This is a genomic window from Devosia aurantiaca (assembly GCF_011058215.1).
GTDB lineage: Bacteria > Pseudomonadota > Alphaproteobacteria > Rhizobiales > Devosiaceae > Devosia > Devosia aurantiaca.
This window is the reverse complement of record NZ_JAALFG010000002.1, coordinates 230633-256013: the sequence shown is the minus strand read 5'-3', so window position 1 is coordinate 256013 and position 25381 is coordinate 230633. Positions and strand designations below refer to the sequence as shown.

Sequence of the window (25381 nt, the reverse complement as noted above, 5' to 3'; positions counted from 1 at the left end):
AACTCAACCGAAGGCCAATATCTGGCACACTGTGAGTTGGACTGCTGTTTGCCTCATGTCCATGGGGCTGGTTGTTTCCGTGATAGCCGGCGGCTAATGCCCGCCAGAAGACGGTGAATACAAGAAGGGCGCTCAACGGCTGGGCGCCCTTCGTCTTGAACGCTAGGACATTCGATGAAGCTCTTGATCGGGAATCGCAATTACTCCACCTGGTCGCTGCGCCCCTGGCTGGTGCTGCGCCACTTCGACATTCCGTTCGAAGACGAGGTTCTGCAGCTTTCGGGCGAAGGCTGGCGCGAAACGCTGGCAAAGCGCTCGCCCACCGGCAAGGTGCCTGTGCTGATCGATGGCGATCTCGTGGTCTACGAAACGCTGGCGATCATCGAATATCTGGCCGATGTCTTTCCGGAAAAGCAGATATGGCCGGCGGATCGATATGACCGCGCCCTGGCACGCGCCGCTGCGTCCGAGATGCATGCCGGCTTTACGGCACTGCGCAATCACGCGCCGATGAACCTGCGGGCCTCGCATCCCGGTAAGGTCGATGCCGATGCGGTGCGCAAGGATCTCCATCGCGTCGAAACGCTCTGGGGCGAGTTGCTGACGCGGTCGGGCGGGCCTTACCTCTTCGCCGAGTTCACCGCTGCCGATGCGATGTATGCGCCCTTGGCGACGCGGCTCCGTACCTATGACCTTCCTGTTTCGGACACAGCGGCGCGCTATGTCGAGGCAATCTATGCCCTGCCGGCCTTTCAGGATTGGCTGAGCCAGGCACTGCAGGAGCCATGGGTCGTCGATGATGACGAGATCGACGTGATCCAGGGCCGCGTGGCGCCGGGAACCATCGCATGATCCATATGGTCAAGCTCTGCGTCGGCGTCGCCAGCGTCGAGGAGCTCGAAAGCTATCGTGATGAACGTGCGCATTGGTGGGACGCCGATTACGGCGAGGACGTGCATGTGCACCGCACCCGCATGATGCCCAAACGCCGCGAAGAGATGGAAGGCGCGGCCTCGATCTATTGGGTCATGTCCGGCCAGATCGTCTGCCGCCAGCCAATCCTGCGGCTGACCAAGTTCACCGATGCCGAGGGCAAGGATTATTGCGACATCGTCATGTCGCGCGACATGATCCGCACCGTCCCATACCCCAAGCGCCCCTTCCAGGGCTGGCGCTATCTCCGCGCCGAAGACGCACCGCCCGATGTGGGCGCCAACGAGAACGGCAATTCGATGGAGATCGCGGCGGAACTGGAACGGATGGGGCTGCTATAGGCTCCACTCTTGTGGCTCCACCCCACCCTCAATCCCTCCCCCTCAAGGGTAGGGAGGCGATGAACATCGGCCGTTGCTGAATTGATGGATCAGCTCCTGCGCATCCCTCCCCTTGAGGGGGAGGGAACGAGGGTGGGGTGGGGGCGCTTGCGCTGGCTACTCCGCCGCCCGCGTCGCATAATGCGGACGTCGGTCCATCACTTCCTTCAAGAAGTGTCCCGTATGCGAGCCCTTGACGGCCGCGACCTCTTCCGGCGTGCCCATGGCGACGACCTGGCCGCCGCCATCGCCGCCTTCGGGGCCCATGTCGATGATCCAGTCGGCGGTCTTGATCACTTCGAGATTGTGCTCGATGACGATCACGGTGTTGCCGCCGTCGACCAGCTCATGCAGCACTTCGAGCAGCTTGGCCACGTCGTGGAAGTGAAGACCTGTGGTTGGCTCGTCCAACATATAGAGCGTGCGCCCGGTAGCGCGCTTGGAGAGCTCCTTGGAAAGCTTGACGCGCTGCGCCTCGCCGCCCGAAAGCGTCGTCGCTGGTTGGCCGACCTTCACATAGCCGAGGCCCACGCGCTGCAGCGTGGCGAACTTGTCGCGGATCACCGGCACGGCCGAAAAGAATTCGCATCCCTCGTCAATGGTCATGTCAAGGATGTCGCTGATCGACTTGCCCTTGAACTGCACTTCCAGCGTTTCGCGGTTGTAGCGCTTGCCCTTGCAGACGTCGCAGGTGACGTAGACGTCCGGCAAAAAGTGCATTTCGATCTTGAGGACGCCGTCGCCCTCGCACTTTTCACAACGGCCGCCCTTGACGTTGAAGCTGAAGCGACCTGGGCCATAGCCGCGCGCCTTGGCCTCGGGCAGGCTCGCGAACCACTCGCGCAGTGGCGTGAAGGCGCCGGTGTAGGTCGCCGGATTGGAACGCGGGGTGCGTCCAATCGGCGACTGGTCGATGTCGATGACCTTGTCGAGGAATTCGAGCCCGGTCAGCGCCTCATGGGGGGCAGGAACGACGCGCGCGCCGTTCAGCCGGCGAGCTATGGCCTGGTACATGGTGTCGATCATCAGCGTCGACTTGCCGCCGCCCGACACACCGGTAATGGCAACGAACATGCCGAGCGGGATGTCGACCGAGACGTTCTTGAGGTTGTTGCCGGTGGCGCCGCGGATCGACAGCGACTTGCCCTTCTTGCCCTCGCGGCGTTCCGCCGGCACCTGAATGCCCATGCGGCCGGAAAGGTATTTGCCGGTCAGCGAGTCGGGGTGCTTGAGGATGTCCTGCGGCGTGCCTTCGGCGACGATATGGCCGCCATTGACGCCTGCACCGGGGCCGATATCGAGCACATAGTCGGCCGTCAAAATCGCGTCCTCGTCGTGCTCGACGACGATCACGGTATTGCCGAGGTCGCGCAGGCGCTGCAGGGTTTCGAGCAGGCGGGCATTGTCGCGCTGATGGAGGCCGATGGAAGGCTCGTCCAGCACGTAGAGCACGCCGGTCAGGCCTGAGCCAATCTGCGACGCGAGGCGAATACGCTGCGATTCACCGCCCGACAGCGTCCCGGAATTGCGCGACATGGACAGATATTCAAGGCCCACATCATTCAGGAAGTTCAGGCGCTCGCGAATTTCCTTGAGGATGCGCTCGCCGATCTGCGACTGCGTCGGCGTCAGCTTGTCGGAAAGATCGACGAACCATTTGCTCGCCACCTTGATCGACATGTCGCTGACCTGGCCGACATGCAGCCCGTCGATCTTGACCGCCAATGACTCGGGCTTGAGGCGATAGCCGCCGCAGGCGAGGCACGGCTTGGCCGACATATACTTCTCGATCTCTTCGCGCATGCCGGCGCTTTCGGTTTCCTTGTAGCGGCGCTCAAGGTTACCGATCACGCCCTCGAAGGGCTTGCTGGTCTTGTACTGGCGCAGGCCGTCGTCATAGACGAAATCGACCGCGGTCTTGCCGGTGCCATAAAGCACGGCGTGCTGGACCTCGAAGGGCAGCTCGTTCCAGGCCGTGCCTGTCGAGGCGCCAAAGCTCTTCACCACCGCCTGCAGGGTCTGCTGGTAATAGGGCGCGCTGGTCTTGCTCCAAGGCAGGATGGCTCCGTCGCGCAGCGACAGCGACCCGTCGGGGACGATCTGGTCGGGATCGATCTTCTGCTCGGTGCCGAGGCCATCGCAGACCGGGCAAGCGCCGAACGGGTTGTTGAACGAAAACAGCCGCGGCTCAATTTCGGCGATGGTGAAGCCGGAAACCGGACAGGCAAACTTTTCCGAGAAGGTGATCTGGCGCGGCGTGCCATCCTCGTTCTTCTCGTCAGCCAATTCGACCAGGGCAATGCCCTCGGCCAGCTTCAGCGCGGTCTCAAAACTTTCGGCCAGGCGGCCGGAAATATCGGGTGACACGACCACGCGGTCGACCACGACTTCGATGTCGTGCTTGAACTTCTTGTCGAGGGCAGGAGCGTCCTCGATCTCGTGGTATTCGCCATCGATCTTGACGCGCTGAAAACCCTTGCGCATCAGGTCGGCCAATTCCTTCTTGAACTCGCCCTTGCGGCCGCGCGCGATCGGCGCGAGCAGATAAAGCCGCGTGCCTTCCGGCAGTTCGAGCGTGCGATCCACCATCTGCGACACGGTCTGCGACTCGATCGGCAGGCCTGTGGCCGGGGAATAAGGAATACCGACGCGGGCATAAAGCAAGCGCAGGTAGTCATAGATTTCGGTGACGGTGCCGACGGTCGAGCGCGGATTGCGCGAAGTCGTCTTCTGCTCGATGGAGATGGCCGGCGAGAGCCCCTCGATGTGTTCCACATCGGGCTTCTGCATCATTTCCAGAAACTGACGCGCATAGGCCGAGAGCGACTCCACATAGCGGCGCTGGCCCTCGGCATAGATGGTGTCGAATGCCAGGGACGACTTGCCCGAGCCGGAAAGCCCCGTCATCACGATCAGGCTGTCGCGCGGCAGCTTGACGTCGATGCCCTTGAGATTGTGCTCGCGGGCACCGCGCACGATGATTTCGCGGTTCTGGCTGGCGGAAGGCTTCATCATATCAGTCCATGGCTCGGGGCACCGTTTGGGTGCGACGGCAAGAGGATCGGGGCTTGGCTTCGGGAGAACCCGACACATAGGAGCCGCAACGGTCACGCGCAAGCCGCGCCACAGCATAGCGGTCCACGGCGTCGCTCACAACTTCGCTGGTGAACACAACCAGAACGATGCGGAGTCGGTCAAGCTGCCGCAGGGCATATGCTGACAAAGCCTGTCAGCAGCACGCCATTGACTCCCGTTAACACTTGGAACAAAGATAGAACAACGATCCTGTTTACAAACCAAGTCAGCAGGAGCAGCCATCATCGCCAGGTTGTATGGTGGCCGCCTTAGTAAGTGAGCGTTCCCGCCATGAGCCGGGGACTGAATAGGAGAAGGCCATGGCTGGCAGCGTGAACAAGGTTATCCTGGTCGGCAATCTGGGCAATGACCCGGAAGTGCGGAACCTGCCGAGCGGCGGCAAGGTCGTGAACCTGTCGGTCGCGACATCGGAAAACTGGAAAGACAAGAATACCGGCGAACGCCGCGAAAAGACCGAGTGGCACCGCGTGGTGATCTTCTCGGAAGGCCTCGCTCGCGTCGCCGAAAGCTATCTGCGCAAGGGCTCCAAGGTCTATATCGAGGGCCAGCTGCAGACCCGCAAATGGCAGGACCAGTCGGGCGCCGACAAATATTCCACCGAGATCGTGCTGCAGGGCTTCAACTCGAACCTGACGCTGCTCGATGGCCGCGGCGATGGCGAAGGTGGCGGCGGTGGTTCGGGTGGTGGCGGTTACGGCAATGAAGGCGGCGGCTTCCGCGGCGTGCGCGACCAGGGCGGCGGCGGGCGCCGGCCGTCAGCCAACGCCCCGGCCTTCGAGCCCGGTGGCATGGACGACGACATTCCGTTCTGAGACGGAGTTGGAAAGGGGCGGCTTGGCCGCCCTTTTTGTTTGCGGCATGGAGGGGGACATGGCGATGGAAGAGACGGCAGGAGGCTCACTCAGCGGCGGCTGCCAATGCGGGGCGGTGCGGTTCTCGTGCACAATGGCGCCGCAGAACGTCCATGTTTGTCACTGCCGCATGTGTCAGAAGGCGGTGGGCGGACCCTTCGCGGTGATCTGTCCCGTGCTCAAGCATGCGTTTTTCGTGACCCGCGGCGAGATCTCGTGGTTCCGCAGTTCCCAACTCGCCCGCCGCGGCTTCTGCCGCGATTGCGGCACGCCGATGATCTTCGACTATCCAGACTACCCCGATATCGGGCTCCTGGTCGGTTGCTTTGACAACCCCAGTCTTGTTCCCCCGGTCGTGCAGTATGGCAACGAAAGCCGCGTTGCCTGGTATGGAGGACTGGCGCATTTGCCGGGAGAGTCGGCGACCTATTCGGTGGATCCCAATGGCTATCTCCCGCTGATCCGGGCCTCCAACCGGCAACACCCCGACCACGATACGGAGGTCTGGCCGCCCGCCGCGTGAGCTTTTTAGCCACGCTCACGGCCAGCCTACGTCTTGGCTTATTTCGAGTTGGCTTACTTCGAGAACGGCACTTCGGCGCGCAGACTGTCGCCGGATTCCGCATAGACCACATCGAATGCCACCTGGATGGCTTCGGGGCTGAGCTTGATCTGCGCAGTGATGTTAAGGTCCTTGCCTTCCTCGTCCTGCTCGCGTTCGCGCAGGTTGAAGGTCAGCGTCGAGCCGCGCTTCTGGCCCACGGCGACGCCGGAGAAGGTGGCATTGGACGTCATCGCCGCTTCGAAGCGCTTGTTGGCATCGACATAGGCCAGCGTGCCAGCGATGGAGAGGGTCGTGCCGGCCAGGGTGCATCGGCCGCTATAGTTGACCTTGTCCTGGTTGCCGTCGCTCAGCGACAGGCGGCAGACGATGGTCTCTTTTTCGGCGCCGGTCACGACGCCGCGGCCGCGCCACTCACCGACATAGGATTTTAGCAGCGCCACGTCAGCCGGCGCAGCCATGGCCGGCGCCGCCGCGCCAGCGGAAAACACGAACGCTGCCAAGGCGAAGGCGCGGGTCATCGGTCCGAAAGTGGTCATTGGCTTTGCGCCTCCAAAAAGCAAACAAGCCCCCGGCTGTTCAGCGACTCTCGCATAACAAATTCAACGGGGCGTTGCGCAGGGATTCTCCTGAAAGTGAACGATCGGCGACACCTGTTCAGGTGGGCCGTGTCGCCGGCCCGCCGGTGGTGTGAGTGTCGGCCGTCGGATCGTCTGGCGTCGGGTCTTCGTCGGCCATGCGAACGCCGATCTTGCCGAGCGGATGGAAGAACTTGCCACCTGCCGCCAGGAGCGCCGGCAGGATGAAAAGATCGCCGATCACCGCAAAGGCCAATGTCGAGACAAAGAGCGTTCCAAACAGCGCCACCTGCGGCAGCTCGGAGAAGGTGACGATGATGACACCGGCGCAAAGGATGATGGTCGTGGCGACTATGGCGCCCCCGATCCGCTCCAGCGTGTGCTTGACGGCGTCGAGATGCGCCAGTCCCTCGTCTCGCCGCGAGTGGAGATAGTGCGAAAGGAAATGCACGGTATCGTCCACCGCCACACCGAAGGCGATGGTGAGCGCAATCACCGTCGTGAGTTGCAGGCCTTGGCCAGTAAAGTAAAGCCACGTCTCGGTGCCCAGCACCGGGAAGAGGTTGGGAATGGCCGAAGCCAGCGCCACGCGGAAGCTTTGGAAGGCGAAGCCGATGAGTCCAAGATTGACCAAAACCGAAATGGTGAGATCGAGCTGGAGGCCGCGCACGATGTCATCGGTCGCAAAGGTGGTGAGGATGCGGAAGCCGCCGACCTCGGCATCGGTGATGCCGGCGGCGCGCAGGTCGGACTGCAGGTCAGAGACCAGTTGCTTTAACACACCGGACTCGATGATCGTGGGCATGAAGCCGGTGACAAGACCTTGCGAGCCATCGTCGGTAACGAACCGCTGCTTCATGAACGGACCGACAGCCTCGAATACCTCTTCGCGGGTAAAACCATTGTCGGTGTAATTGGTCATGCTGGCCGCAGAGATGACCTTGTTCTCGCCCAGCCGCGCCTCGACGATCTCATGCACCTTGCGGATTTTTTCAAAATCCTGCGGGCCGACATTGGGGTCCATCTCAGTCAGCGGCACGCGCACATAGAGCGGGGCAACGCCGCCGACGCCGCTGTCGATCTCCTCCGCCGCCGTCAGCGCCGTGGAGTTGGTCGCAACAAAATCCTCGAAGGAAAAACGCGGCTGGATCAGCGCGTAGGGGATCAGCAGCAGCACGGTGACGACGATGGCGGCGATCGACACCGGGCGGCCGAACCTGCTGGCGATGAACCAGGCCAGGGGCAGGGGGCAGTCAGCACCATGCTCGACTTGGGTGGCGCCTTGAAACCCATGCGCACGGCAAATTTCAGCAGCAGCGGCAAGAACGTCATCAGGCACACGAACAGCAACAAGGTGCCGATAGCGCCGGCCATCGAAAATTCGCGAATACCCTGGCCGGGGGTGAGCGACAGCGAGGCAAAGCTCACGAAGGTGGTGAGCATGGTCAGCGCCGCCGCGGGGCCGACGAGCTTGACCGTGGCATCGACTGCCTTGTTGGGCTCCATGCCGTCCCGCCAGAAGGCTAGCCAGTTGAAGACGAAGAACATGGATTCGGCGAAGGAGATCACCAGCACGAGGGTCGTGACGATGATGGTAAGAAAGGAGAAGGAGCCGAAGGTGAGGAGAATGATCCCCATCGACCACATGACCGCAAGAAACGGCGTCGCGGCGACGATGATGGCACCGAAAAAGGAGCGCAGCGCGAGGAGGGCAATGATGGAGCCGAGCCCGAAACCCCAGACGGTGAACTTGACCTGGTCGTCGACCGCCGCGTTGAGCATTTCCGAGCTCCAGACCGGCGGGCCGGTCAGCTCGATCTGCACGTCTTCGGTCTGGTAGGGGGCGATGGTCTCGCGCAGGTTGGCGATCATCGCCTTGGCGCCATCCTGGCGCACCTTTTCCTGATTGGGGAACATGATCAGCACCACGCCGCTGAGGTCGGGCGTGATCAGGTTGCGCATCATCGGATCGTTCTGCTGCAGGTTCATCAGCGCCATGGCGACCTCGTCGGCCGTCAGCATGCCCTCGGGCACGGCGGGCACGGAGCCGCCGTCGGCCGTGGGCTGGCGCATGGTGAAGGGCGACATGGTGCCCACGGCATAGTCGCTGAGCTCGAGATCGAAGGCGAGGTTACGCACCTGCTCGATCACGTCAGGATCGGCGAGGCGGGGCGAGTTGACGAGAACGTAGATATCGTTCTCGAACGTGCCAAAGGTTTCCGACAGATGTTCGTAGGCGTCGTAATATTGGCCGGAATGGGCATAGACGCGCAGCAGGTCGCCGTCGACATTGGCGCGCGGGATCTGGCTGAAGGCAAGGATCGAGAAGGCGAGGATTGCGAGCGCCACGAGGCGCGGAAACCGCAGGGTCGTCAGGCCAATATATTCAAGGCCGAAGCCGATGGAGCGCTTGTGGGTAACGCGGTCCAGAGCCCGCTTCAAAAAAGAACCAGAAGACACCTAAACCCACTCGCAAATGAGGCGACAATCCGGCGGGGTTCTAAGGTTTTGCGCGGATTGCGTCCAGCACCGGCAAAACAAATCTATGTCTGGTCAAGCAAAAGGGACCCGCCTGTTGCAGCGGGTCCCCGAATTATTAGCCGGCAAGGGCGGCTTTGTTGGCGGTAAGGAAAGCTTCGAGGCTTTCGGGCTCGCGGCCGGTCAACTGCTTGACCGCATCGGTTACCACGGCATGGTGGCCCTGGGCAGCGTCGAGATCGAAGGCGACAAGAAGCTGGGCCATGAAGCTCGGCACGCCTGCCGCCTGAAGGCCACCCAACAATTGCTCACCGGTGAGGGTCACTGCGGTCACCTGCTTGCCTGTGAGCTTGGTATAGAGCGCGGCGACTTCGGCCTGTTGCACGGGTGCTGGGCCGGTGATGTCGAGGATCTGCTTTCCCGTAGCGGTCAGCAGCGCGCCGGCCGCAGCACGGGCCGCATCGGCGCGGGTTACGTAGTTGCGGCCCTTGCCGCCCGTGGCCTCGAAGAGCTGGCCGCTGGCAAGAGCGGAACCGGCGCCAACGATGGTCATGTCGGCATAGATGTGGTTGCGCAGCAGGGTGAAGTCGAGGCCGGAAGCAGCGATTGCCACTTCGGTCCAGTAATGATCGGCAATGCCGCCGGCATCCGCGTTGGGACGGGCGTTTGGCGCAGACGTGTAGGCGAGGTAGCTAACCCCGGCAGCCTTGGCGGCGGCAATGGCAGCGCTCTGCTGCTCGGTGCGGTTTGCCGCAACAGTGCTGATGATCAGCGCCCGATCGACGCCGGCGAAGGCCGACTGGAGCGAGGCGGCGTCGTCAAAATCGAGGCGGCGTACGTCGACGCCGCGGTCGGCAAAGCCGGCAAGTGCTGCGGTGTCGCGCGTGCCCGCGACGATGTGCTTGGCGCCACGGGCAAGCAGCTCTTCGACGACGATGCGGCCGAGATTGCCGTTGGCGCCGGTAACGAGCAGGGTGGAATTGCTGAAGTCGGTCATAGTCTCATCCAATCTTGGCTGCATCGACGCTTGTCTCGCCGGAACCGGGAGAGTAAGTATCGAAAAGAGAGTGTCTATCTAGGCTGCCGTCGAGGCAAAGAAAAGGAGGCACCTTTTCGGCAATACGTTACCTGGAGGTAAGTGCATGTTTGAAGGTCAAGACACCGCCGCAATCTACGTTGCGCGCTGGAATGAAGCCGTGCTTGCGCCCGCTGCTGGACCTTGCCCGGTGCGCGACGTGCTCGACAAGATCGGCGACAAGTGGAGCATGCTCCTGGTGATGACGCTTGCAGCCGGTCCCAAGCGCTTCAACCAGCTGCATCGCGAAGTACCCGACATTTCGCAGAAGATGCTGACGCAAACCCTGCGTGACCTGCAGCGCGACGGCCTTGTCGCCCGCCAGGTTTTCGACACAAAACCGCCTTCGGTCGAATACCGGCTGACGGATCTCGGCCAGTCGCTGATCGTGCCCTTCGGTACCCTGATCGAATGGGCCAACAAGAGCATTCCCAAGATCGAGGCCTCGCGCAGCAATTTCGACCAGGTGAGCTAGCTCGGAAACACCCGGTGCTGGCGCAGGCCGGCAGGGGAGACCGCCTGCTTGCGCTGGCGCTCCGCCGCCTTGCATGTGCGAATGATCCCGCGCACCCGGCGCAGAACCCCGACGCCAATGCCCTCGAGCTTGAGCAAGTCGGAGCCGTCCATCTTGTCAATTTCGCCCAGCGACTTAAGGCCCGCAACCTGAAGCCGCTTGCCGATTCCATCGACATCGCGAAGATCGATGACGGCGATATCCTGCCAGGTCTGAACGCCGCGCAGCCAGGCGCGATAGGTGTCTGCCATCTACTTCTTCTCTTGCCGCAGCCGTCCGAGTTCAAGCACCCTGGAGCCCGAAGGTTTCACAGGAGGTGCCCATGGATCACGCGACGCCCAATCTGCCCTCAGCCGATTTCGACCGCACCGAGCGCTTCTACGCGGCCCTGGGCTTCGCCCGCAGCTGGCGTGACGAGGGCTGGATGATCCTCAAACGCGGGACGGTTTCGCTCGAGTTCTTTTCGCATCCCGATGTCGATCCTGCGACAAGCTGGTTCAGCTGCTGCCTTCGGCTCGACGATCTCGATACGTTCTACCAGACCTGCCTCGTTGCGGGCATCGCCGACACGCGCACCGGCTGGCCACGTGTGCATTCCCCGCGCGTTGAAGCTTGGGGCGGACGCGTCGGCGCGCTGATTGACGAGGATGGAACGCTTCTGCGCCTGATCGGCAATGAGGAGCGCTGATTCACAGCTTTTCCGCCACAAATTAGCATTCTGGCGCGAAATGACCTATCTATGTGTCACGAAAACCAACGTAGAATCACAACGTGACAGATACGCCTGACGACGTGAGCGGCGGGAGCCTTCCGCCTTCCGATATCGCCCCGATCTTTATCACCGACGAGATGCGCAAGAGCTACCTCGATTACGCCATGAGCGTGATCGTGAGCCGCGCGCTGCCCGACGTGCGCGACGGCCTCAAGCCCGTGCACCGGCGTATTCTCTTTTCGATGAGCGAGAACGGCTACGAGTACAACAAGCCGTTCCGCAAGTCGGCCCGCGTCGTCGGCGACGTTATCGGTAAGTACCATCCGCATGGCGATGGCGCCGTCTACATGGCGCTGGTGCGCATGGCCCAGGAATTTTCCATGGGCGAGATGCTGGTCGAAGGCCAGGGCAATTTCGGCTCGGTCGATGGCGATATGCCCGCAGCTATGCGCTACACCGAAGTGCGCATGCAGCGCATCACCAATTCGCTGCTCGACGACCTCGACAAGGATACCGTCAATTTTCGCGAGAACTATGACGGCTCTGAGCAGGAGCCGACGGTTCTGCCGGCGCGCTTTCCCAATATGCTCGTCAATGGCGGCGGCGGCATCGCTGTCGGCATGGCGACCAATATCCCGACACACAATCTGACCGAAACCATCAACGCCGCGCTTGCCGTGCTCGATAACCCCTCGATCCTGACCGAAGAGCTGATCGAATTCCTGCCGGGTCCTGATTTCCCAACCGGCGGCGTGATCCTCGGCCGGGCCGGCATTCGCCAGGCCTACGAGACCGGCCGCGGCTCGATTGTCGTGCGCGGGCGCTCGACCATCGAGGAAGTGCGCAAGGAACGCGAAGCCATCGTCATCACCGAGATCCCATATCAGGTGAACAAGGCGGCGATGGTCGAAAAGATCGCCGAGCTCGTGCGCGAAAAGCGTATCGAAGGCATTGCCGACCTGCGCGACGAATCCTCCCGCGAGGGCATGCGCATCGTTGTCGAGATCAAGCGCGATGCCTTGCCGGACGTGGTGCTGAACCAACTTTATCGTTTCACCGCGCTCCAGTCCTCCTTCGGCTGCAACTTCGTTGCGCTCAATGGCGGCAAGCCGGAGCTGATGAACCTCAAGCAGATTCTGGACGCCTTTATCGCCTTCCGCGAGGAAGTGGTGACGCGGCGCGCGCGGTTCCTCCTTAACAAGGCGCGCGACCGCGCCCATGTCCTGGTCGGCCTTGCCGTTGCCGTCGCTAATATTGATGAGGTCATTGCCCTGATCCGCACCGCGCCCGATCCGGCGACGGCGCGCGAGCAGCTGATGACCCGCCGTTGGCCCGCCGCCGATGTGGCGCCGCTCATCGCCCTCATCGACGATCCGCGTCACCGCATCAACGAGGACGGCACGTTTAACCTGTCCGAGGAACAGGCACGCGCCATCCTCGAACTGCGTCTCGCTCGCCTGACCGCGCTGGGCCGCGACGAAATCGGTGACGAACTGAATGGCCTCGGCGCCGAGATCGAGGACTATCTCGATATCCTCAGCTCGCGCGATCGCGTCCGCGACATCATCCGCACCGAGCTCGAGGAAATTCGCGACCAGTTCGGCACCCCGCGCCGCACGGAAATCTCGGATAACGCTGCCGATTTTGAAGATGAAGACCTCATCGCCCGCGAGGACATGGTCGTTACCGTCAGCCATGCCGGCTACATCAAGCGCGTGCCGCTATCGACCTATCGGGCGCAGAACCGTGGCGGCAAGGGCCGCTCCGGCATGTCGACGCGCGAGGAAGATTTTGTTTCGCGCCTCTTCGTCGCCAATACCCATACGCCGGTGCTGTTCTTCACCAGCCGCGGCATTGCATACAAGCTCAAGGTCTGGCGGCTGCCCTTGTCCGCAGCCAATGCCAAGGGCAAGGCGCTGATCAATATTCTGCCGCTCGAACAGGGCGAGCGCATCACCTCGATCATGCCGCTGCCGGAGGATGAAGCCTCCTGGGGCAATCTCGACATCATGTTCGCGACGACGCGCGGCACCGTGCGCCGCAACTCGCTCGCCGACTTCGTCGAAGTGCGCCAGAACGGCAAGATCGCGATGAAGCTGGACGAGGGCGACGAGATCGTCGGCGTCGAGACCTGCACGGTCAACAACGACCTATTGTTGACTACCGCACTCGGCCAGGCCATCCGCTTCCGCGTCGACGACGTGCGCCTATTCAAGGGCCGCGACTCGATGGGCGTGCGCGGCATTCAGCTGGCCGACAAGGACAAGGTGATCTCCATGGCGGTGATCAACCATTCCGACGCCGATGCCGAACAGCGCGCGGCCTACCTCAAGATGAGCCGGGCAATGCGCGGCGAGGTCGAGGAAGCCGGGGCAGGCGACGAAGGCGATGTGGTCGCCGGCGAACTTAGCCAGGAACGCTATGCGCAGATGGGCGCCTCCGAGCAGTTCATCCTGACCATTTCGGAAAACGGCTATGGCAAGCGCACCTCGAGCCACGAATACCGGATCACCGGCCGCGGCGGTAAAGGCATCGTCGCCATGGCGGTCAACAAGCGCAATGGCAACCTGATTGCGTCCTTCCCGGTGGAAGAAACCGACCAGATCATGCTGATCAGCAATGGCGGCCAGACCATCCGCCTGCCGGTGGGTGGCGACAAGCCGATCGGCATCAAGGGTCGCTCCACCCAGGGCGTCACGATCTTCGATACGGCCGAGGGCGAGAAGGTGGTTTCCGTCGAACGGATCAGCGAGCCGGAGGGCGATGAGCCCGGCGATATCGCCCCCGAAGGGGGCGAACCGATCGCACCGGCCGGGGAATAAAAAAGGGGCGCTCAGGCGCCCCTTTCGTTTGTTTTTGAAGCGGGATCAGGCGGTCTTGCCGTCTTCTTCCTCTTCAAAGGTCACGGCGACATCGCCATTGGCGGAGAGCCGGACTTTGTCGCCTTCGACTTCGGCCACGAGGCCGAGCGAGATATAGTGATGGTGGCCTTCATGGCTGCCTTCGCCGCTGTCCTTCTTGGTCAGCTTGATGCGATCGCCTTCGACATGGTCGACAGTGCCGACATGCACGCCGTCCGCGCCGATCACTTCGGCATGTTCCTTGATCTGATCTGCAATGGCCATTCTGGTCTCCATGGTTGTGCGGAGATAACGCACGAACCCGCCTTTGGGTGCCGCCCCCTTTCTTTCTGCGAACGGGAAGAAAGGCACCCCCTTCCGAGCGCCGCTAGGCTCGTTCCTCGCCAAGCTCTGCTTGCCTTCCCCTCTGAGGGGAAGGTGAGGCCGGTAAGTGTCAAAAGAAGGTGCCACGTACTCAGTCCCACCTTCCCCCTCAGGGGGAAGGCAAGCGCAGCTTAGCCGCTAGGCTTAGCGAAGCTCGGAAGGGGGTGTCGGAGCCTCCACATTCCCGATCTATCCCTCTTATCCCCACACCCAAGCCCCCGTGCCATTCTCCCCATATCCCCGCCACACACGCGGTACCGACGAAGTGCCGGGCGGGGAGACGGGCCGTCCGGGGTCGCCTGGAGGGATGCGTGGATGCCGACACCGGCCAGGTGAGCGTGCGGTTTTGGGGAAATGGGAACTCGCGCACCCGCCTCGAAATCAAGCAATCGCCGTCACCATTGGGTGGGCTGCTCGAGGCGTGCGCACAAAATCCCGATCGTGCGAAGCGGCTTTCGCCTCTTCACTTCCCAAACTCTTCGAGGCGAAAGCCGCTTCCCACCGTGTTCGAACCGGAAGCCCATGGGCTGCCCGGACACTTCGCACGCCTGCGAATCCTTAACGTCGGCCAACCTCTCCTAACGAAACGCTAACCACTATGCCGGTCTCCCCCACTATCATCGTTATCATCCCTGGACGAGAACAAACATGGAACGTATAAGAACATTATAGCAACAAGGGAGATCAAGATGCTGGATTTCATCAAGGACGCTGCCGCCTTCGTTACCCTCAGCGCCTTCACCATTGGCTCACTGACCTGGATGGATCTGCTGACCCACCTCGCGTGATCGTCTGTGGATTGATCGCGGCGCGGTTTGACCCGGCGCGCTCAGTCCAACAGAGTCGGATCAGGAGATCTTCATGCGCGGCCCCGGCTTTATCCATCTACACGTCCACTCTGCCTTCTCCCTGCTCGAAGGCGCGGTGCAGCTCGAAACGATTCTGAAGCTTGCCGCCGAAGACAAACAGCCGGCGCTCGGCATTGCCGACACCAACAATCTATTCGGCGCGCTGGAATTTTCCGAGAAGGCGACCAAAAAGGCATCCAGCCACTGATCGGCGTCGAGCTTGCCGTCGATTTTGCCGCTGCCGAGGAGCGGATCAGCGAACGCGGCCATGCGGCCTGGACCGGCAAGTCTTCGATCGTGTTGATGGCGCAGTCGGAAGGCGGCTTTGCCAATCTCTCGCGCCTCGTCTCCCGCGCCTATATGGAGAGCGATGATGGGCTGGCTCGCGCCAAGCTCGACTGGATGACGCCGGATGCCTTGACTGGCCTCATCTGTCTCTCGGGCGGCCCGGAAGGCGCCATCGACATGCCCTTCGCTCATGGGCAGGATGCCAATGCCGTCCGCCGCCTCGATCGGCTGGCAGACCTTTTCGGCGACCGCTTCTATATAGAGCTGCAGCGACATGGCCGTCCTCAGGAGGCCGCGGTCGAGCCGCGCCTTGTCGATTACGCATATCGCAAGGGCATTCCGCTGGTCGCGACCAACGAGCCCTTTTTCAAGACCGCCAAGGAATTCGAAGCGCACGACGCTCTGCTCGCCATTGCCGGTGGGTCGGTGCTGGCGCAGACCGAGCGCCGCAAGCTCAACGATCAGTATTTCTTCAAGACGCGCGCCGAGATGGTCGAGCTGTTTTCCGATCTCCCGGAAGCGCTCGACTCAACGATCGAGATCGCCAAGCGAGTCGCCTTCCGGCCGCGCACCCGCGGGCCCATCCTGCCCAAATTCGCCGCCGGCTCGCACGATACCGAAGACGAAGTCGTGGCCGCCGAAGCCGCCGAGCTGCGCCGCATTGCGGTCGAGGGGCTCGACAAGCGCATCGCGACCACCGGCATCGCTCCGGGCAAGACCGAGATCGAATATCGCGAGCGGCTCGATTTCGAGCTCAAAGTCATCGAGAAGATGAAATTTCCCGGCTACTTCCTGATCGTGGCCGACTTCATTCAATGGTCCAAGGCCCATGACATTCCCGTCGGCCCGGGCCGTGGCTCGGGTGCCGGTTCGCTTGTGGCCTACGCCACCACCATCACCGACCTCGATCCCCTTCGTTACAACCTGCTGTTCGAGCGCTTCCTAAATCCGGAACGTATCTCGATGCCGGACTTCGACATCGACTTCTGCCAGGACCGGCGCGAAGAAGTCATCGACTACGTCCAGGACAAATACGGCACGAGCCAAGTCGCGCAGATCATCACCTTCGGAACGCTGCAGGCGCGCGCCGTTTTGCGCGACGTCGGCCGCGTGCTGCAGATGCCCTATGGCCAGGTTGATCGCATCTGCAAGCTCGTGCCCGCCAATCCGGCCGACCCCTGGTCGATCGAGCGCACCATGAATGAGGTTCCGCAGTTCAAGCAGATGGCGGAGGATGACGAGACCGTCGCCCAGCTCGTCGAGATCGCCAAGTCGCTCGAGGGGCTATTCCGCCACGCCTCGACCCATGCCGCCGGCATCGTCATCGGCGATCGGCCGCTGCAGGAACTGCTGCCGCTCTATCGCGACCCGCGCTCCGACATGCCGGTTACGCAATACAACCTCAAATGGGTCGAGCCCGCGGGTCTGGTGAAGTTCGACTTCCTCGGTCTTAAGACCCTGACCACTATCCGCTACGCTGTCGACATGGTCAAAAAGCGTGGTGTCGAGCTCGATATCGACGCGATCCCGATCGAGGACGCGGCGACCTATAAGCTCTACGCCCGTGGCGATACCTACGGCATCTTCCAGTTTGAATCCGCCGGCATGCGCCGCGCCCTGATGGATCTCAAGCCTGACCGCATTGAAGATCTGATCGCCATGAATGCGCTCTATCGGCCGGGCCCGATGGACAATATCCCTAGCTTCGTTGATCGAAAGCACGGCCGCGAAGATGTGGCCTATCCCCATCCGACGCTTTCCACCGTCCTCGACGAGACTTATGGCATTATCGTCTACCAGGAGCAGGTGATGCAGATCGCCCAGCTCCTATCCGGCTATTCCCTTGGCGAAGCCGACATGCTCCGCCGCGCGATGGGCAAGAAGGATCGCGCCGAAATGGACCGCCAGCGCGTCCGTTTCCGGGAGGGTTCGGCAAAGGAGGGTGTTAAGGAGTCGCTCGCTGACGAAATCTTCGACCTCCTGGCCAAGTTCGCCAATTACGGCTTCAACAAATCCCACGCCGCCGCCTATGCCTGGGTGAGCTACCAGACGGCCTATCTCAAGGAACATTTCCCGCACGAATTCTACGCCGCCTCGATGACCCTCGACATGGCACAGACCGACAAGCTGTCCGACTTCCGCCGCGAGGCAGGCAAGAAGGGCATTGACGTCGTGGCGCCCTGCGTCAACACCTCGGAAGTGGTCTTTTCGGTCAAGGATGACCGCATTCATTATGGCCTGTCGGCCGTAAAGGGCGTCGGCCGGGCCATGGCCGAGCATATCGTCGAAGTGCGGGGCGATAAGCCATTCAAGGATCTCGGCGACTTTGCCCATCGCGTCGATCCGCGCGTCCTCAACAAGCGCACGCTCGAAACCCTGGTCAATGCTGGTGCCTTCGATGCCCTGGTGCCGCGTCGCGAAGTGGCCTTTGCCGCGGTGGAATCAGTGATTGGCACCGCCCAAGCGCTGACCAGCGAACGTAACGAGGGCCAATGGAACATGTTCGCTTCGGCAGAGCCCGAACCCTTCCGCCTGCCCACCGGTGTTGCCGCCTGGAATTCCACCGAGCGCGCCGACCGCGAGCTGGCCGCTATCGGCTTTCACCTGTCGGCGCATCCGCTCGATGCCTATGCCGATCTCTTCGAAAAGCTCCGTGTCCAGCGCTGGAGTGATTTCGAGCGGGCCGTGAAGGACGGCGCCGGGGCAGGGCGCCTAGCCGGCACGATCGCATCCCGTAACGATCGGCGAACGCGTAAAGGCACGCCGATGATGATCCTGACCCTGTCGGATCAAAGCGGTACCTTTGAGTGCATCGCCTTTTCGGAGCAGATCACCCAGTTCGGCTCGATCCTGCAGCCGGGCAATTCGGTCATTCTGGAAGTTGGCGCCCAGGAGCGCGCCGAAGGCATCAGCCTCATGCTTAATGGCGCCAAGCCCATCGAAGGGGCCGCCGAAAGCATCAATCGCCAACTCACCATCTTCATGGCTGACACCAAGGCGCTGGCGCCCACCAGTGCCCAGCTCAAGCGCGGCGGCAATGGCACGGTCAACTTCGTGGTCATCCGCGAAGGCGGCGCCAAGGAATACGAGATTGAGCTGCCGGGCAAATACAATGTCACCGCCGAGGTGGCGGGTGGTATAAAGGCACTGGAAGGGGTGACCGACGTCCGTTTCGCGTAACCAGGCGCTTACCGAACATAAACGCAGGAGAGGCGAGCCGGCCAGCCCATCCTCTCCTGCTTGAGGGCTTTCACCCCTGTCCCCACGTCATTGGCGCGGGTCTATGCCTGATTAATGTAAGTCGGTTTGCGGCAGTTCCGTGACGCGTTAACGATTGTGGCGGCGCCTCACGGCACTGTGTCTGCCGCAGGCTCGGGCATGGTGGGTTGCCAAAACGGGAGCCTTCCCCTATATCGCCCCTGCGTTCGGCATCGTGCCGCACGTGATTTCACACATGAAGCAGGCTTTCCCCCGCGGAAATCCATCCGGTGGCGGTTCGTCCGTCGCAAGGCTTCGTGGAGGCATCAACCGGTAAAGGAGCAGCCCATCATGGCACTGCCAGAATTCTCCATGCGTCAGCTTCTCGAAGCTGGCGTGCACTTCGGCCACCAGAAGCACCGCTGGAACCCGAAGATGGAACGCCACATTTTCGGCGTTCGCAACGACATTCACATCCTCGACCTGTCGCAGACCGTCCCGGCTCTGCAGCGCGCTCTTCAGCTCGTCAGCGACACCGTCGCCGATGGCGGCCGCGTCCTCTTCGTCGGCACCAAGCGCCAGGCTGCCCCGCTCGTTGCCGACGCTGCCAAGCAGTCGGCACAATACTATGTCAACTCGCGTTGGCTCGGTGGCACGCTGACCAACTGGCAGACCATTTCGAACTCCATCTCGCGTCTGCGCGAACTGGAATCGATGAGCGACGCCGACCTGGCGCTCCGCACCAAGAAAGAGCGCCTGATGATGTCCCGTGAACAGGAACGCCTCGAGCGCGACCTGGGCGGCATCAAGGACATGGGCAACGTTCCGAGCCTCCTGTTCGTGATCGACACCAACAAGGAAGCGAACGCCATCAAGGAAGCCCGTCGCCTCGGCATTCCGGTGATCGCCATCGTCGACACCAACTCCGATCCGGACACCGTCGACTACGCCATTCCTGGCAACGACGACGCCTCGCGTGCCCTCGAGCTTTATGTCTCGCTGATCTCGCGCGCTGCCCTTGACGGCATCGGCCGCTCTTCGAGCGCTCTCGGCACCGATCTTGGCGCTTCCTCGGAAGCTCCGGCTGAAGATCTGCCGGCCGAAGGCGAAGCCGCCGTCAACTAACTTTCGTCAAGGCGTGCCTTCCTGCGGAGGCACGCCGCGTCCGCCTGCCGGACTATCCCCTACACACACGTGGCTCCGCGAGGGGCCGCCAAGAGGTGAACCCATGGAAATCACTGCTGCAATGGTCAAGCAGCTCCGCGAGTCGACTGGCGTGGGCATGATGGACTGCAAGAAGGCTCTGGCCGAAACCAATGGCGACATGGAAGCTGCGGTCGATTGGCTGCGCACCCGTGGCCTCGCCAAGGCCGCCAAGAAGGCGGATCGCGTCGCCGCTGAGGGCCTCGTCGGTGTCGCAACCGCCGGCACCAAGGCTGCTGTCGTCGAAGTCAACTCGGAAACCGATTTCGTTGCCCGCAACGAGCAGTTCCAAAACATCGTCGGCTCGGTTGCCAAGCTTGCCCTCGACGCCGATGGCGACGTCGTCAAGCTCGGCGAAATGCCGTTCCCCGGCACGGGCCACTCGGTTTCCGCCGAGCTCACCGAAGCCATCGCTAAGATCGGCGAGAACATGAACCTGCGCCGCACCAAGACCGTCTCGGTCTCGGATGGCGTCGTGGAAAGCTACATCCACAATGCGGTCAAGTCCGGCATGGGCAAGATCGGCATTCTGGTGGCGCTGGAATCGACCGGCGACAAGGCTGCTGCTCTCTCCGCCCTCGGCAAGCAGCTTGCCATGCACATCGCTGCTGCGCAGCCGCAGGCTATTTCGCCTGACGAACTGGACCAGGACGTTGTTGCCCGCGAGCGCGCCATCATCCTCGAGCAGGTCAAGGAATCGGGCAAGCCCGCCGAGATCGCCGACAAGATGGTCGAAGGCCGCATGCGCAAGTATTTCGAGGAAGTAACGCTCCTCAGCCAGGTGTTCGTGATCGACGGCGAGACCAAGGTCGCCGACGCCATCAAGAATGCGGAAAAGGATGTCGGCGCGCCGATCAAGCTGACCCAGTTCGTGCGTTATGCCCTGGGCGAAGGCATCGAGAAGGTCGAGACCGACTTTGCTGCCGAAGTCGCTGCTACCGCTGGCGTCAAGTAAGCTTTTTGCAGGCGGGCCTCCGGGCCCGCTTGCTGCTCTTTTATCCCCAGGGATAAAATCGAGCGCTACTATCTCTTCTTTTCTTATGCATCTTCGCCTTCTGTTGAGGGTTGATTTGCCATAGGGTCGGCCGGTCTCCGGAGTCGGCGGCCTTCCAAGCATTTTCTAAGGGGTTTGCCGATGCCGTCTGCCTATAAGCGCATACTGCTCAAAGTTTCGGGCGAGGCGCTGGCGGGAGACAATTCCTTCGGCATCGAACCGCCTTTTCTCCAGGGCATTGCCAAGCAGATCGCCGACGTGGCGCGCACCGGAACGCAGGTCGCCATCGTCGTTGGCGGCGGCAACATCTTCCGCGGCATGGCAGGTGCAGCGGATGGCACCGATCGCGTCACCGCCGATCTCATGGGCATGCTGGGCACCATGATCAATGCCCTGGCCCTCAGTAATGCCATCAGCCGGCAAGGCATGAAGTCCAAGCCCTTCAGTGCGGCTACCATGCCCTCCGTTGCCGATACCTTCACGGCGCGCGATGCCAAGCAGGCGCTCGAGGAAGGCTTCGTTGTCGTCCTGGGTGGTGGCACCGGCAATCCGTTCTTCACCACCGATACGGCCGCAACGCTTCGCGCCATCGAGCTCGAATGCGACGTGGTGCTCAAGGGTACCAAGGTCGACGGCGTCTATACGGCCGATCCGATGAAGGACCCGACCGCGACGCGCTACACAGCCGTCAGCTATGACGAAGTCATCAGCCAAAATCTCAAGGTCATGGACACGGCCGCATTCGCGCTTGCCCGCGACAACGCCATGCCGATAATCGTATATGCACTCGATGACAAAGCGGGCTTGTCGGGTGTTCTGGAGGGCAGGGGCCTTTCGACGCGCGTCGGCAATCCGCTTTAACGAACACACCTGCTGGCACATCAAGCCGGCAAGCGACTGGAAGGAGACTGGCCATGGCCTACAATCTCAACGATCTCAAGCAGCGCATGCAAAGACCATCGCTTCGCTCAAGGATGAACTGGGCGGCCTTCGCACCGGTCGTGCCAGTGCGACCCTTCTAGAGCCGGTGACGGTTGATGCCTATGGGTCGCGCACGCCACTGAGCCAGGTCGCGACGGTCACCGTTCCCGAGCCGCGCATGCTGTCTGTACAGGTCTGGGATCGCTCGCTGGCCAATGCCGTGGAAAAGGCGATCCGTGATAGCGGCCTTGGCCTTAATCCAATGGGCGAAGGGCAGATCATCCGCGTGCCGCTGCCGGAGCTCAACGAGCAGCGCCGCAAGGAACTTTCCAAGGTCGCGCACAATTACGCCGAAGCCGCCCGCGTTGCCGTTCGCCATATCCGTCGCGACGGCATGGACGCCTTGAAAAAGGCGGAGAAGGACGGCGACATGAGCCAGGACGACGTCAAGAAGCAGTCCGAGCTTGTGCAGAAGGCCACCGATGAAATGGTAAGCGAGATCGACACCATTGTGGCACAGAAGGAAAAGGAGATCATGCAGGTCTAAGACGGCCCGCTGATCTCGCGCCGGGAGGGCGTCGATGGCCGGGGAACCCGCCACCAGTTTGAAGCCTGACACAGGCAGCGGACTTCGCATTCCGCTGCACCTTGGCGTCATCATGGATGGCAATGGCCGCTGGGCCAAGATGCGCGGCAAGCGACGCACCGAAGGCCATGTCGAGGGCGTTAAGACCCTCCGCAACCTCGTCGAGCTTTGCATCAACTACGGCGTTGGCACCCTGACGGTTTTCAGTTTCTCGTCGGAGAACTGGACCCGTCCACCAGACGAAATCTCCTTTATCTTCAATCTGCTGCGGCGCTTCGTGGCGTCCGATCTGCAGCGATTGATCCGCAACAATGTGCGCGTCCGCATCATCGGCACTCGCCGGGGTCTCGAACCTTCCTTGGTGCGGCTGATCGATGATGCCGAGGCCAAGACCGCGCACAATACCGGCCTCAACCTCGTTGTCGCGTTCAACTACGGCAGCAAGGCCGAGATCGCTGAGGCTGCCCGCCATCTTGCGCGCGAAGTTGCCGCCGGTCGGCTGTCGCCGGAAGCGATCGATGAAGCGGCCATCGGCAATGCTCTCTTCACCGCCGGACTCCCGATCCCGATCTGATCATCCGCACCAGCGGCGAGCAGCGGCTGTCCAATTTCCTCCTCTGGCAGGCTGCTTATGCCGAGTTCGTCTTCGTCGAGGAACACTGGCCCGATTTCGACGAGGCAACGTTCAGGCGGGTGCTGGAGACGTTCTCGACGAGAGAGCGGCGCTTCGGCGGTGTAGAGGCGGTCGGACGGTGAGCGCGCCACAGGGCCAATCTCCCGAGCCAATCTCCGCCGCCCGCCGCTCCTGGTCGGATGTCGGAACACGCCTGGCTTCCGCGGCGGTCCTCGTGGCACTGACGGTCGCAGCCTTGTATTTCGGCGGCTACTTCTTTGCGGCCGTGGTGGGTGCGGTCTATGCCGGCGCTTATCGCGAATGGGAGACCATGGTCTCCCGCGCACCGCTGACGCCGCGGGGCATGGTCATCATCGGCCTGGTTGCTATTTCCGGGTTGCTGTACCCGGTCTTCGGCTTGGCGGGGCTGGCTGCTGCCATAGCGGTTGCGCTCGTGGTCGCGGCAACCATGGGGCGGGAAGATTTTTGTGGCGGGCCGCAGGCATCCTGTTGTTCGGCCTGCTGATTCTGGCTTGCTGCTGATCCGCAACACCTCCACGGCAGGCATCTGGGCCGGGGTTTATCTCGGCGTCGTCGTGTGGATGACGGATTCGGCTGCCTTTTTCACCGGGCGTCAGATCGGTGGAGAAAAGCTTGCTCCAGAGATTTCTCCTTCCAAGACCTGGTCCGGTGCGCTGGGCGGGCTCGCACTCGGCACCGGAGCGGGGCTGATCGCGTGGACCGTCCTGACCGATTCCCCGATCTGGATCGGCCTGGCCCTGTCCTGCGCCATCAGCATTTTGGGCCAAGCTGGCGATCTCACCGAAAGCGCCATCAAGCGCCACTTCCGCATCAAGGATAGCGGTGATCTTATCCCCGGTCATGGCGGGCTGATGGATCGTCTCGATAGCCTCACATTTGGCGTCTTCGTGGTGGTAATCGTTGGTCTCTTGCATGCCGGCTTCGGCTCGGTAGCTGAAGGCCTGCTTTATTGGTAGCGCTGCTCCGGTCCGGGCTGCGCCAGTGTCTGGACTGTCGATGATCGATTTCGCCTATTGGCTGCTTTCCTATGTCGTGCCGTTTCTTGCGGTACTGACCGTCATCGTCTTCGTGCACGAGATGGGCCATTATCTGGTGGCACGCTGGAATGGTGTAGCGATCCAGACATTTTCGATCGGCTTCGGGCGGGAATTGGTCGGCTGGAACGACCGCCATGGCACGCGCTGGCGCATTTCGGCCATTCCGCTCGGCGGCTATGTTCGGTTCCTGGGCGACATGAACGAAGCCAGCGTCCCGGATCCTGAAGCCTCAGCCAAGATCGATCCGGCCCTTGCGCCGCGCCTCTTCGTCAACAAGTCCGTGTGGCAACGGATTGCTGTGGTCGCCGCGGGACCCATCGCCAATGTCATCCTGACCTTCTTGATCCTTTACGCGCTGCTGCTCGGCTATGGCCGCTATTCCCCCCGGTCATCGGCGAGGTTTTGCCAGAATCGGTCGCGGCCACCGCCGGTATCGAAAGCGGCGATCGCATCCTTGCTGTGGACGGTTATGCCGTTCGTGGCTTTGAGGATTTCCAGCGCTATGTCGCGACCAGCCCGGAGCGGCAGGTCGCCGTGGAACTGGAGCGCGACGGCGCCTCCCAGACGCTGACGCTGGTGCCCGAAGCCGTCGATGTAGAGGATCGTTTCGGCAACAACCAGCGCATTGGCCGCATCGGTGTCACCCGCGATGTGTCGGAAACCGATGTGACGCTTTATCGGCCGGGTCCGCTCGAAGCCATCGGCATGACCGTCCAGGAGATTCGCTTCATCATCCAGCGCACGGCGGCTTTTCTCGGCGACTTCTTCGTCGGCCGCGGCGATGTCGAGCAACTGGGCGGCCCGGTCAAGGTCGCAAAGGTTTCCGGCGAGGTGGCAACCCTTGGCATCGTCGCTTTGATCAACCTGATGGCGCTCTTGTCGCTCAACATCGGCATCTTCAACCTCCTGCCGGTGCCGATGCTCGACGGCGGACATCTCCTCTACTACCTGATCGAAGCCGTCCGCGGGCGACCCCTCAGCATGAGGACACAGGAGATCGGCTTCCGTTTCGGGTTTGCGCTGGTGATGGGGCTGATGGTATTCACCTTGTTCAATGACACGGTTTTCGCGCATTTCGGCATCTTGCGCTAACCCCTTGTTAACCTTGGTTCGCGAGGTGTTGCACGAATACCAACGGACCAAGGAATTGCTAACCGCGTCGACAAAGGCGCCTTGTTCCTGGTTAAAAAAAGTAAAACACTCCAATGGAGTTAGCTTGGGGGAGCGCTGTGCATGGCGATTCCCTGG

General features: G+C 61.9%; 20 protein-coding genes and 4 pseudogenes. 17 read left to right on the top strand and 7 right to left on the bottom strand.

Features of this window, described 5'->3' with window-relative positions; genetic code table 11:
- Positions 1-174: 174 nt before the first annotated feature.
- A complete protein-coding gene (locus tag G5575_RS08715; protein ID WP_164533994.1) occupies positions 175-852 on the top strand; it encodes a glutathione S-transferase family protein in 678 nt (225 codons plus the stop codon).
- Complete coding sequence (locus tag G5575_RS08710; RefSeq protein WP_207633075.1) at positions 849-1274, top strand: DUF1489 family protein; 426 nt, start codon at positions 849-851, stop codon at positions 1272-1274. Before G5575_RS08715 ends, G5575_RS08710 begins: the two co-directional genes overlap by 4 nt.
- Positions 1275-1430: 156 nt before the next feature.
- Here G5575_RS08710 and uvrA read toward each other — a convergent pair whose 3' ends face one another.
- Positions 1431-4325, bottom strand: a complete 2895-nt coding sequence (uvrA, locus tag G5575_RS08705; protein WP_164533993.1) for an excinuclease ABC subunit UvrA — start codon at positions 4323-4325, stop codon at positions 1431-1433.
- Positions 4326-4708: 383 nt separating this feature from the next.
- Here uvrA and ssb point away from each other — a divergent pair, with 383 nt between their 5' ends.
- Together ssb and G5575_RS08695 are read left to right on the top strand one after the other, a co-directional pair.
- Positions 4709-5221 carry a single-stranded DNA-binding protein gene (ssb, locus tag G5575_RS08700; RefSeq protein ID WP_164533992.1) on the top strand — a complete coding sequence of 171 codons (513 nt, stop codon included), beginning with the start codon at positions 4709-4711 and terminating at the stop codon, positions 5219-5221.
- Positions 5222-5279: 58 nt separating this feature from the next.
- Entirely contained in the window at positions 5280-5783 is a 504-nt protein-coding gene (locus G5575_RS08695; protein WP_235935891.1) for a GFA family protein, read from the top strand.
- Positions 5784-5836: 53 nt separating this feature from the next.
- Here G5575_RS08695 and G5575_RS08690 read toward each other — a convergent pair whose 3' ends face one another.
- The 4 genes from G5575_RS08690 to G5575_RS08675 form a co-directional block, all read right to left on the bottom strand.
- The gene (locus tag G5575_RS08690) at positions 5837-6361 is read right to left on the bottom strand and encodes a hypothetical protein (RefSeq protein ID WP_164533991.1); all 525 of its coding nucleotides are present in this window, start codon (positions 6359-6361) and stop codon (positions 5837-5839) included.
- 118 nt (positions 6362-6479) lie between these two features.
- A complete protein-coding gene (locus tag G5575_RS21695; RefSeq protein WP_164533990.1) occupies positions 6480-7604 on the bottom strand; it encodes an MMPL family transporter in 1125 nt (374 codons plus the stop codon).
- A complete protein-coding gene (locus G5575_RS08680; RefSeq protein WP_164533989.1) occupies positions 7565-8842 on the bottom strand; it encodes an MMPL family transporter in 1278 nt (425 codons plus the stop codon). The genes G5575_RS21695 and G5575_RS08680 overlap by 40 nt, the downstream gene beginning before the upstream one ends.
- Positions 8843-8996: 154 nt before the next feature.
- Positions 8997-9875, bottom strand: a complete 879-nt coding sequence (locus G5575_RS08675; protein WP_164533988.1) for an NAD(P)H-binding protein — start codon at positions 9873-9875, stop codon at positions 8997-8999.
- A gap of 145 nt (positions 9876-10020) precedes the next feature.
- Between G5575_RS08675 and G5575_RS08670 the strand changes: the two genes are divergently transcribed.
- Positions 10021-10428, top strand: coding sequence for a winged helix-turn-helix transcriptional regulator (locus G5575_RS08670; protein WP_164533987.1), 408 nt, complete (start codon positions 10021-10023; stop codon positions 10426-10428).
- On the opposite strand, the gene G5575_RS08665 is transcribed toward G5575_RS08670, so the two are convergent.
- Positions 10425-10718: a hypothetical protein gene (locus tag G5575_RS08665; RefSeq protein ID WP_164533986.1), complete on the bottom strand. Its 294-nt coding sequence runs from the start codon at positions 10716-10718 to the stop codon at positions 10425-10427. The genes G5575_RS08670 and G5575_RS08665 overlap by 4 nt on opposite strands.
- Positions 10719-10789: 71 nt before the next feature.
- On the opposite strand from G5575_RS08665, the gene G5575_RS08660 reads away from it, so the two are divergent.
- Entirely contained in the window at positions 10790-11155 is a 366-nt protein-coding gene (locus G5575_RS08660; RefSeq protein WP_164533985.1) for a bleomycin resistance protein, read from the top strand.
- Positions 11156-11238: 83 nt separating this feature from the next.
- Complete coding sequence (gene gyrA / locus G5575_RS08655) at positions 11239-14001, top strand: DNA gyrase subunit A (protein ID WP_164533984.1); 2763 nt, start codon at positions 11239-11241, stop codon at positions 13999-14001.
- A 45-nt stretch (positions 14002-14046) separates the two neighbouring features.
- Here gyrA and G5575_RS08650 read toward each other — a convergent pair whose 3' ends face one another.
- Positions 14047-14304 carry a DUF2171 domain-containing protein gene (locus tag G5575_RS08650; protein WP_164533983.1) on the bottom strand — a complete coding sequence of 86 codons (258 nt, stop codon included), beginning with the start codon at positions 14302-14304 and terminating at the stop codon, positions 14047-14049.
- A 960-nt stretch (positions 14305-15264) separates the two neighbouring features.
- Here G5575_RS08650 and dnaE point away from each other — a divergent pair.
- From dnaE to rseP, 10 genes and pseudogenes are all read left to right on the top strand, one after another.
- Positions 15265-18719: pseudogene (dnaE, locus tag G5575_RS08645) on the top strand (DNA polymerase III subunit alpha).
- A 369-nt stretch (positions 18720-19088) separates the two neighbouring features.
- Positions 19089-19862: a 30S ribosomal protein S2 gene (gene rpsB / locus G5575_RS08640; protein WP_164533982.1), complete on the top strand. Its 774-nt coding sequence runs from the start codon at positions 19089-19091 to the stop codon at positions 19860-19862.
- A 103-nt stretch (positions 19863-19965) separates the two neighbouring features.
- Complete coding sequence (gene tsf, locus G5575_RS08635; RefSeq protein WP_164533981.1) at positions 19966-20895, top strand: translation elongation factor Ts; 930 nt, start codon at positions 19966-19968, stop codon at positions 20893-20895.
- Positions 20896-21075: 180 nt separating this feature from the next.
- Entirely contained in the window at positions 21076-21795 is a 720-nt protein-coding gene (pyrH, locus tag G5575_RS08630; RefSeq protein WP_164533980.1) for a UMP kinase, read from the top strand.
- A gap of 53 nt (positions 21796-21848) precedes the next feature.
- A pseudogene (gene frr, locus G5575_RS08625) lies at positions 21849-22402 on the top strand (ribosome recycling factor).
- 34 nt (positions 22403-22436) lie between these two features.
- A pseudogene (locus G5575_RS08620) lies at positions 22437-23197 on the top strand (isoprenyl transferase).
- Positions 23194-23580 carry a phosphatidate cytidylyltransferase gene (locus G5575_RS08615; protein WP_164533979.1) on the top strand — a complete coding sequence of 129 codons (387 nt, stop codon included), beginning with the start codon at positions 23194-23196 and terminating at the stop codon, positions 23578-23580. The pseudogene G5575_RS08620 and the gene G5575_RS08615 overlap by 4 nt, the downstream one beginning before the upstream one ends.
- A 7-nt stretch (positions 23581-23587) precedes the next feature.
- A complete protein-coding gene (locus tag G5575_RS08610; RefSeq protein WP_164533978.1) occupies positions 23588-24052 on the top strand; it encodes a phosphatidate cytidylyltransferase in 465 nt (154 codons plus the stop codon).
- A gap of 40 nt (positions 24053-24092) precedes the next feature.
- A pseudogene (locus tag G5575_RS21690) lies at positions 24093-24446 on the top strand (site-2 protease family protein); the annotation flags it as partial.
- On the top strand, positions 24416-25225 hold the full coding sequence (gene rseP / locus G5575_RS08605) for an RIP metalloprotease RseP (protein WP_328765940.1): 810 nt from the start codon (positions 24416-24418) through the stop codon (positions 25223-25225). The pseudogene G5575_RS21690 and the gene rseP, both read left to right, overlap by 31 nt.
- The last annotated feature ends 156 nt before the right edge of the window (positions 25226-25381 follow it).

Excerpts from the sequence above, each read along its gene's own strand:
- G5575_RS08715 (WP_164533994.1), top strand. The coding sequence starts at position 175 with ATGAAGCTCTTGATCGGGAATCGCAATTACTCCACCTGGTCGCTGCGC.
- G5575_RS08710 (WP_207633075.1), top strand. The coding sequence starts at position 849 with ATGATCCATATGGTCAAGCTCTGCGTCGGCGTCGCCAGCGTCGAGGAG.
- uvrA (WP_164533993.1), bottom strand. The coding sequence starts at position 4,325 with ATGAAGCCTTCCGCCAGCCAGAACCGCGAAATCATCGTGCGCGGTGCC.
- ssb (WP_164533992.1), top strand. The coding sequence starts at position 4,709 with ATGGCTGGCAGCGTGAACAAGGTTATCCTGGTCGGCAATCTGGGCAAT.
- G5575_RS08695 (WP_235935891.1), top strand. The coding sequence starts at position 5,280 with ATGGCGATGGAAGAGACGGCAGGAGGCTCACTCAGCGGCGGCTGCCAA.
- G5575_RS08690 (WP_164533991.1), bottom strand. The coding sequence starts at position 6,361 with ATGACCACTTTCGGACCGATGACCCGCGCCTTCGCCTTGGCAGCGTTC.
- G5575_RS08675 (WP_164533988.1), bottom strand. The coding sequence starts at position 9,875 with ATGACCGACTTCAGCAATTCCACCCTGCTCGTTACCGGCGCCAACGGC.
- G5575_RS08670 (WP_164533987.1), top strand. The coding sequence starts at position 10,021 with ATGTTTGAAGGTCAAGACACCGCCGCAATCTACGTTGCGCGCTGGAAT.
- G5575_RS08665 (WP_164533986.1), bottom strand. The coding sequence starts at position 10,718 with ATGGCAGACACCTATCGCGCCTGGCTGCGCGGCGTTCAGACCTGGCAG.
- G5575_RS08660 (WP_164533985.1), top strand. The coding sequence starts at position 10,790 with ATGGATCACGCGACGCCCAATCTGCCCTCAGCCGATTTCGACCGCACC.
- G5575_RS08650 (WP_164533983.1), bottom strand. The coding sequence starts at position 14,304 with ATGGCCATTGCAGATCAGATCAAGGAACATGCCGAAGTGATCGGCGCG.
- rpsB (WP_164533982.1), top strand. The coding sequence starts at position 19,089 with ATGGCACTGCCAGAATTCTCCATGCGTCAGCTTCTCGAAGCTGGCGTG.
- tsf (WP_164533981.1), top strand. The coding sequence starts at position 19,966 with ATGGAAATCACTGCTGCAATGGTCAAGCAGCTCCGCGAGTCGACTGGC.
- pyrH (WP_164533980.1), top strand. The coding sequence starts at position 21,076 with ATGCCGTCTGCCTATAAGCGCATACTGCTCAAAGTTTCGGGCGAGGCG.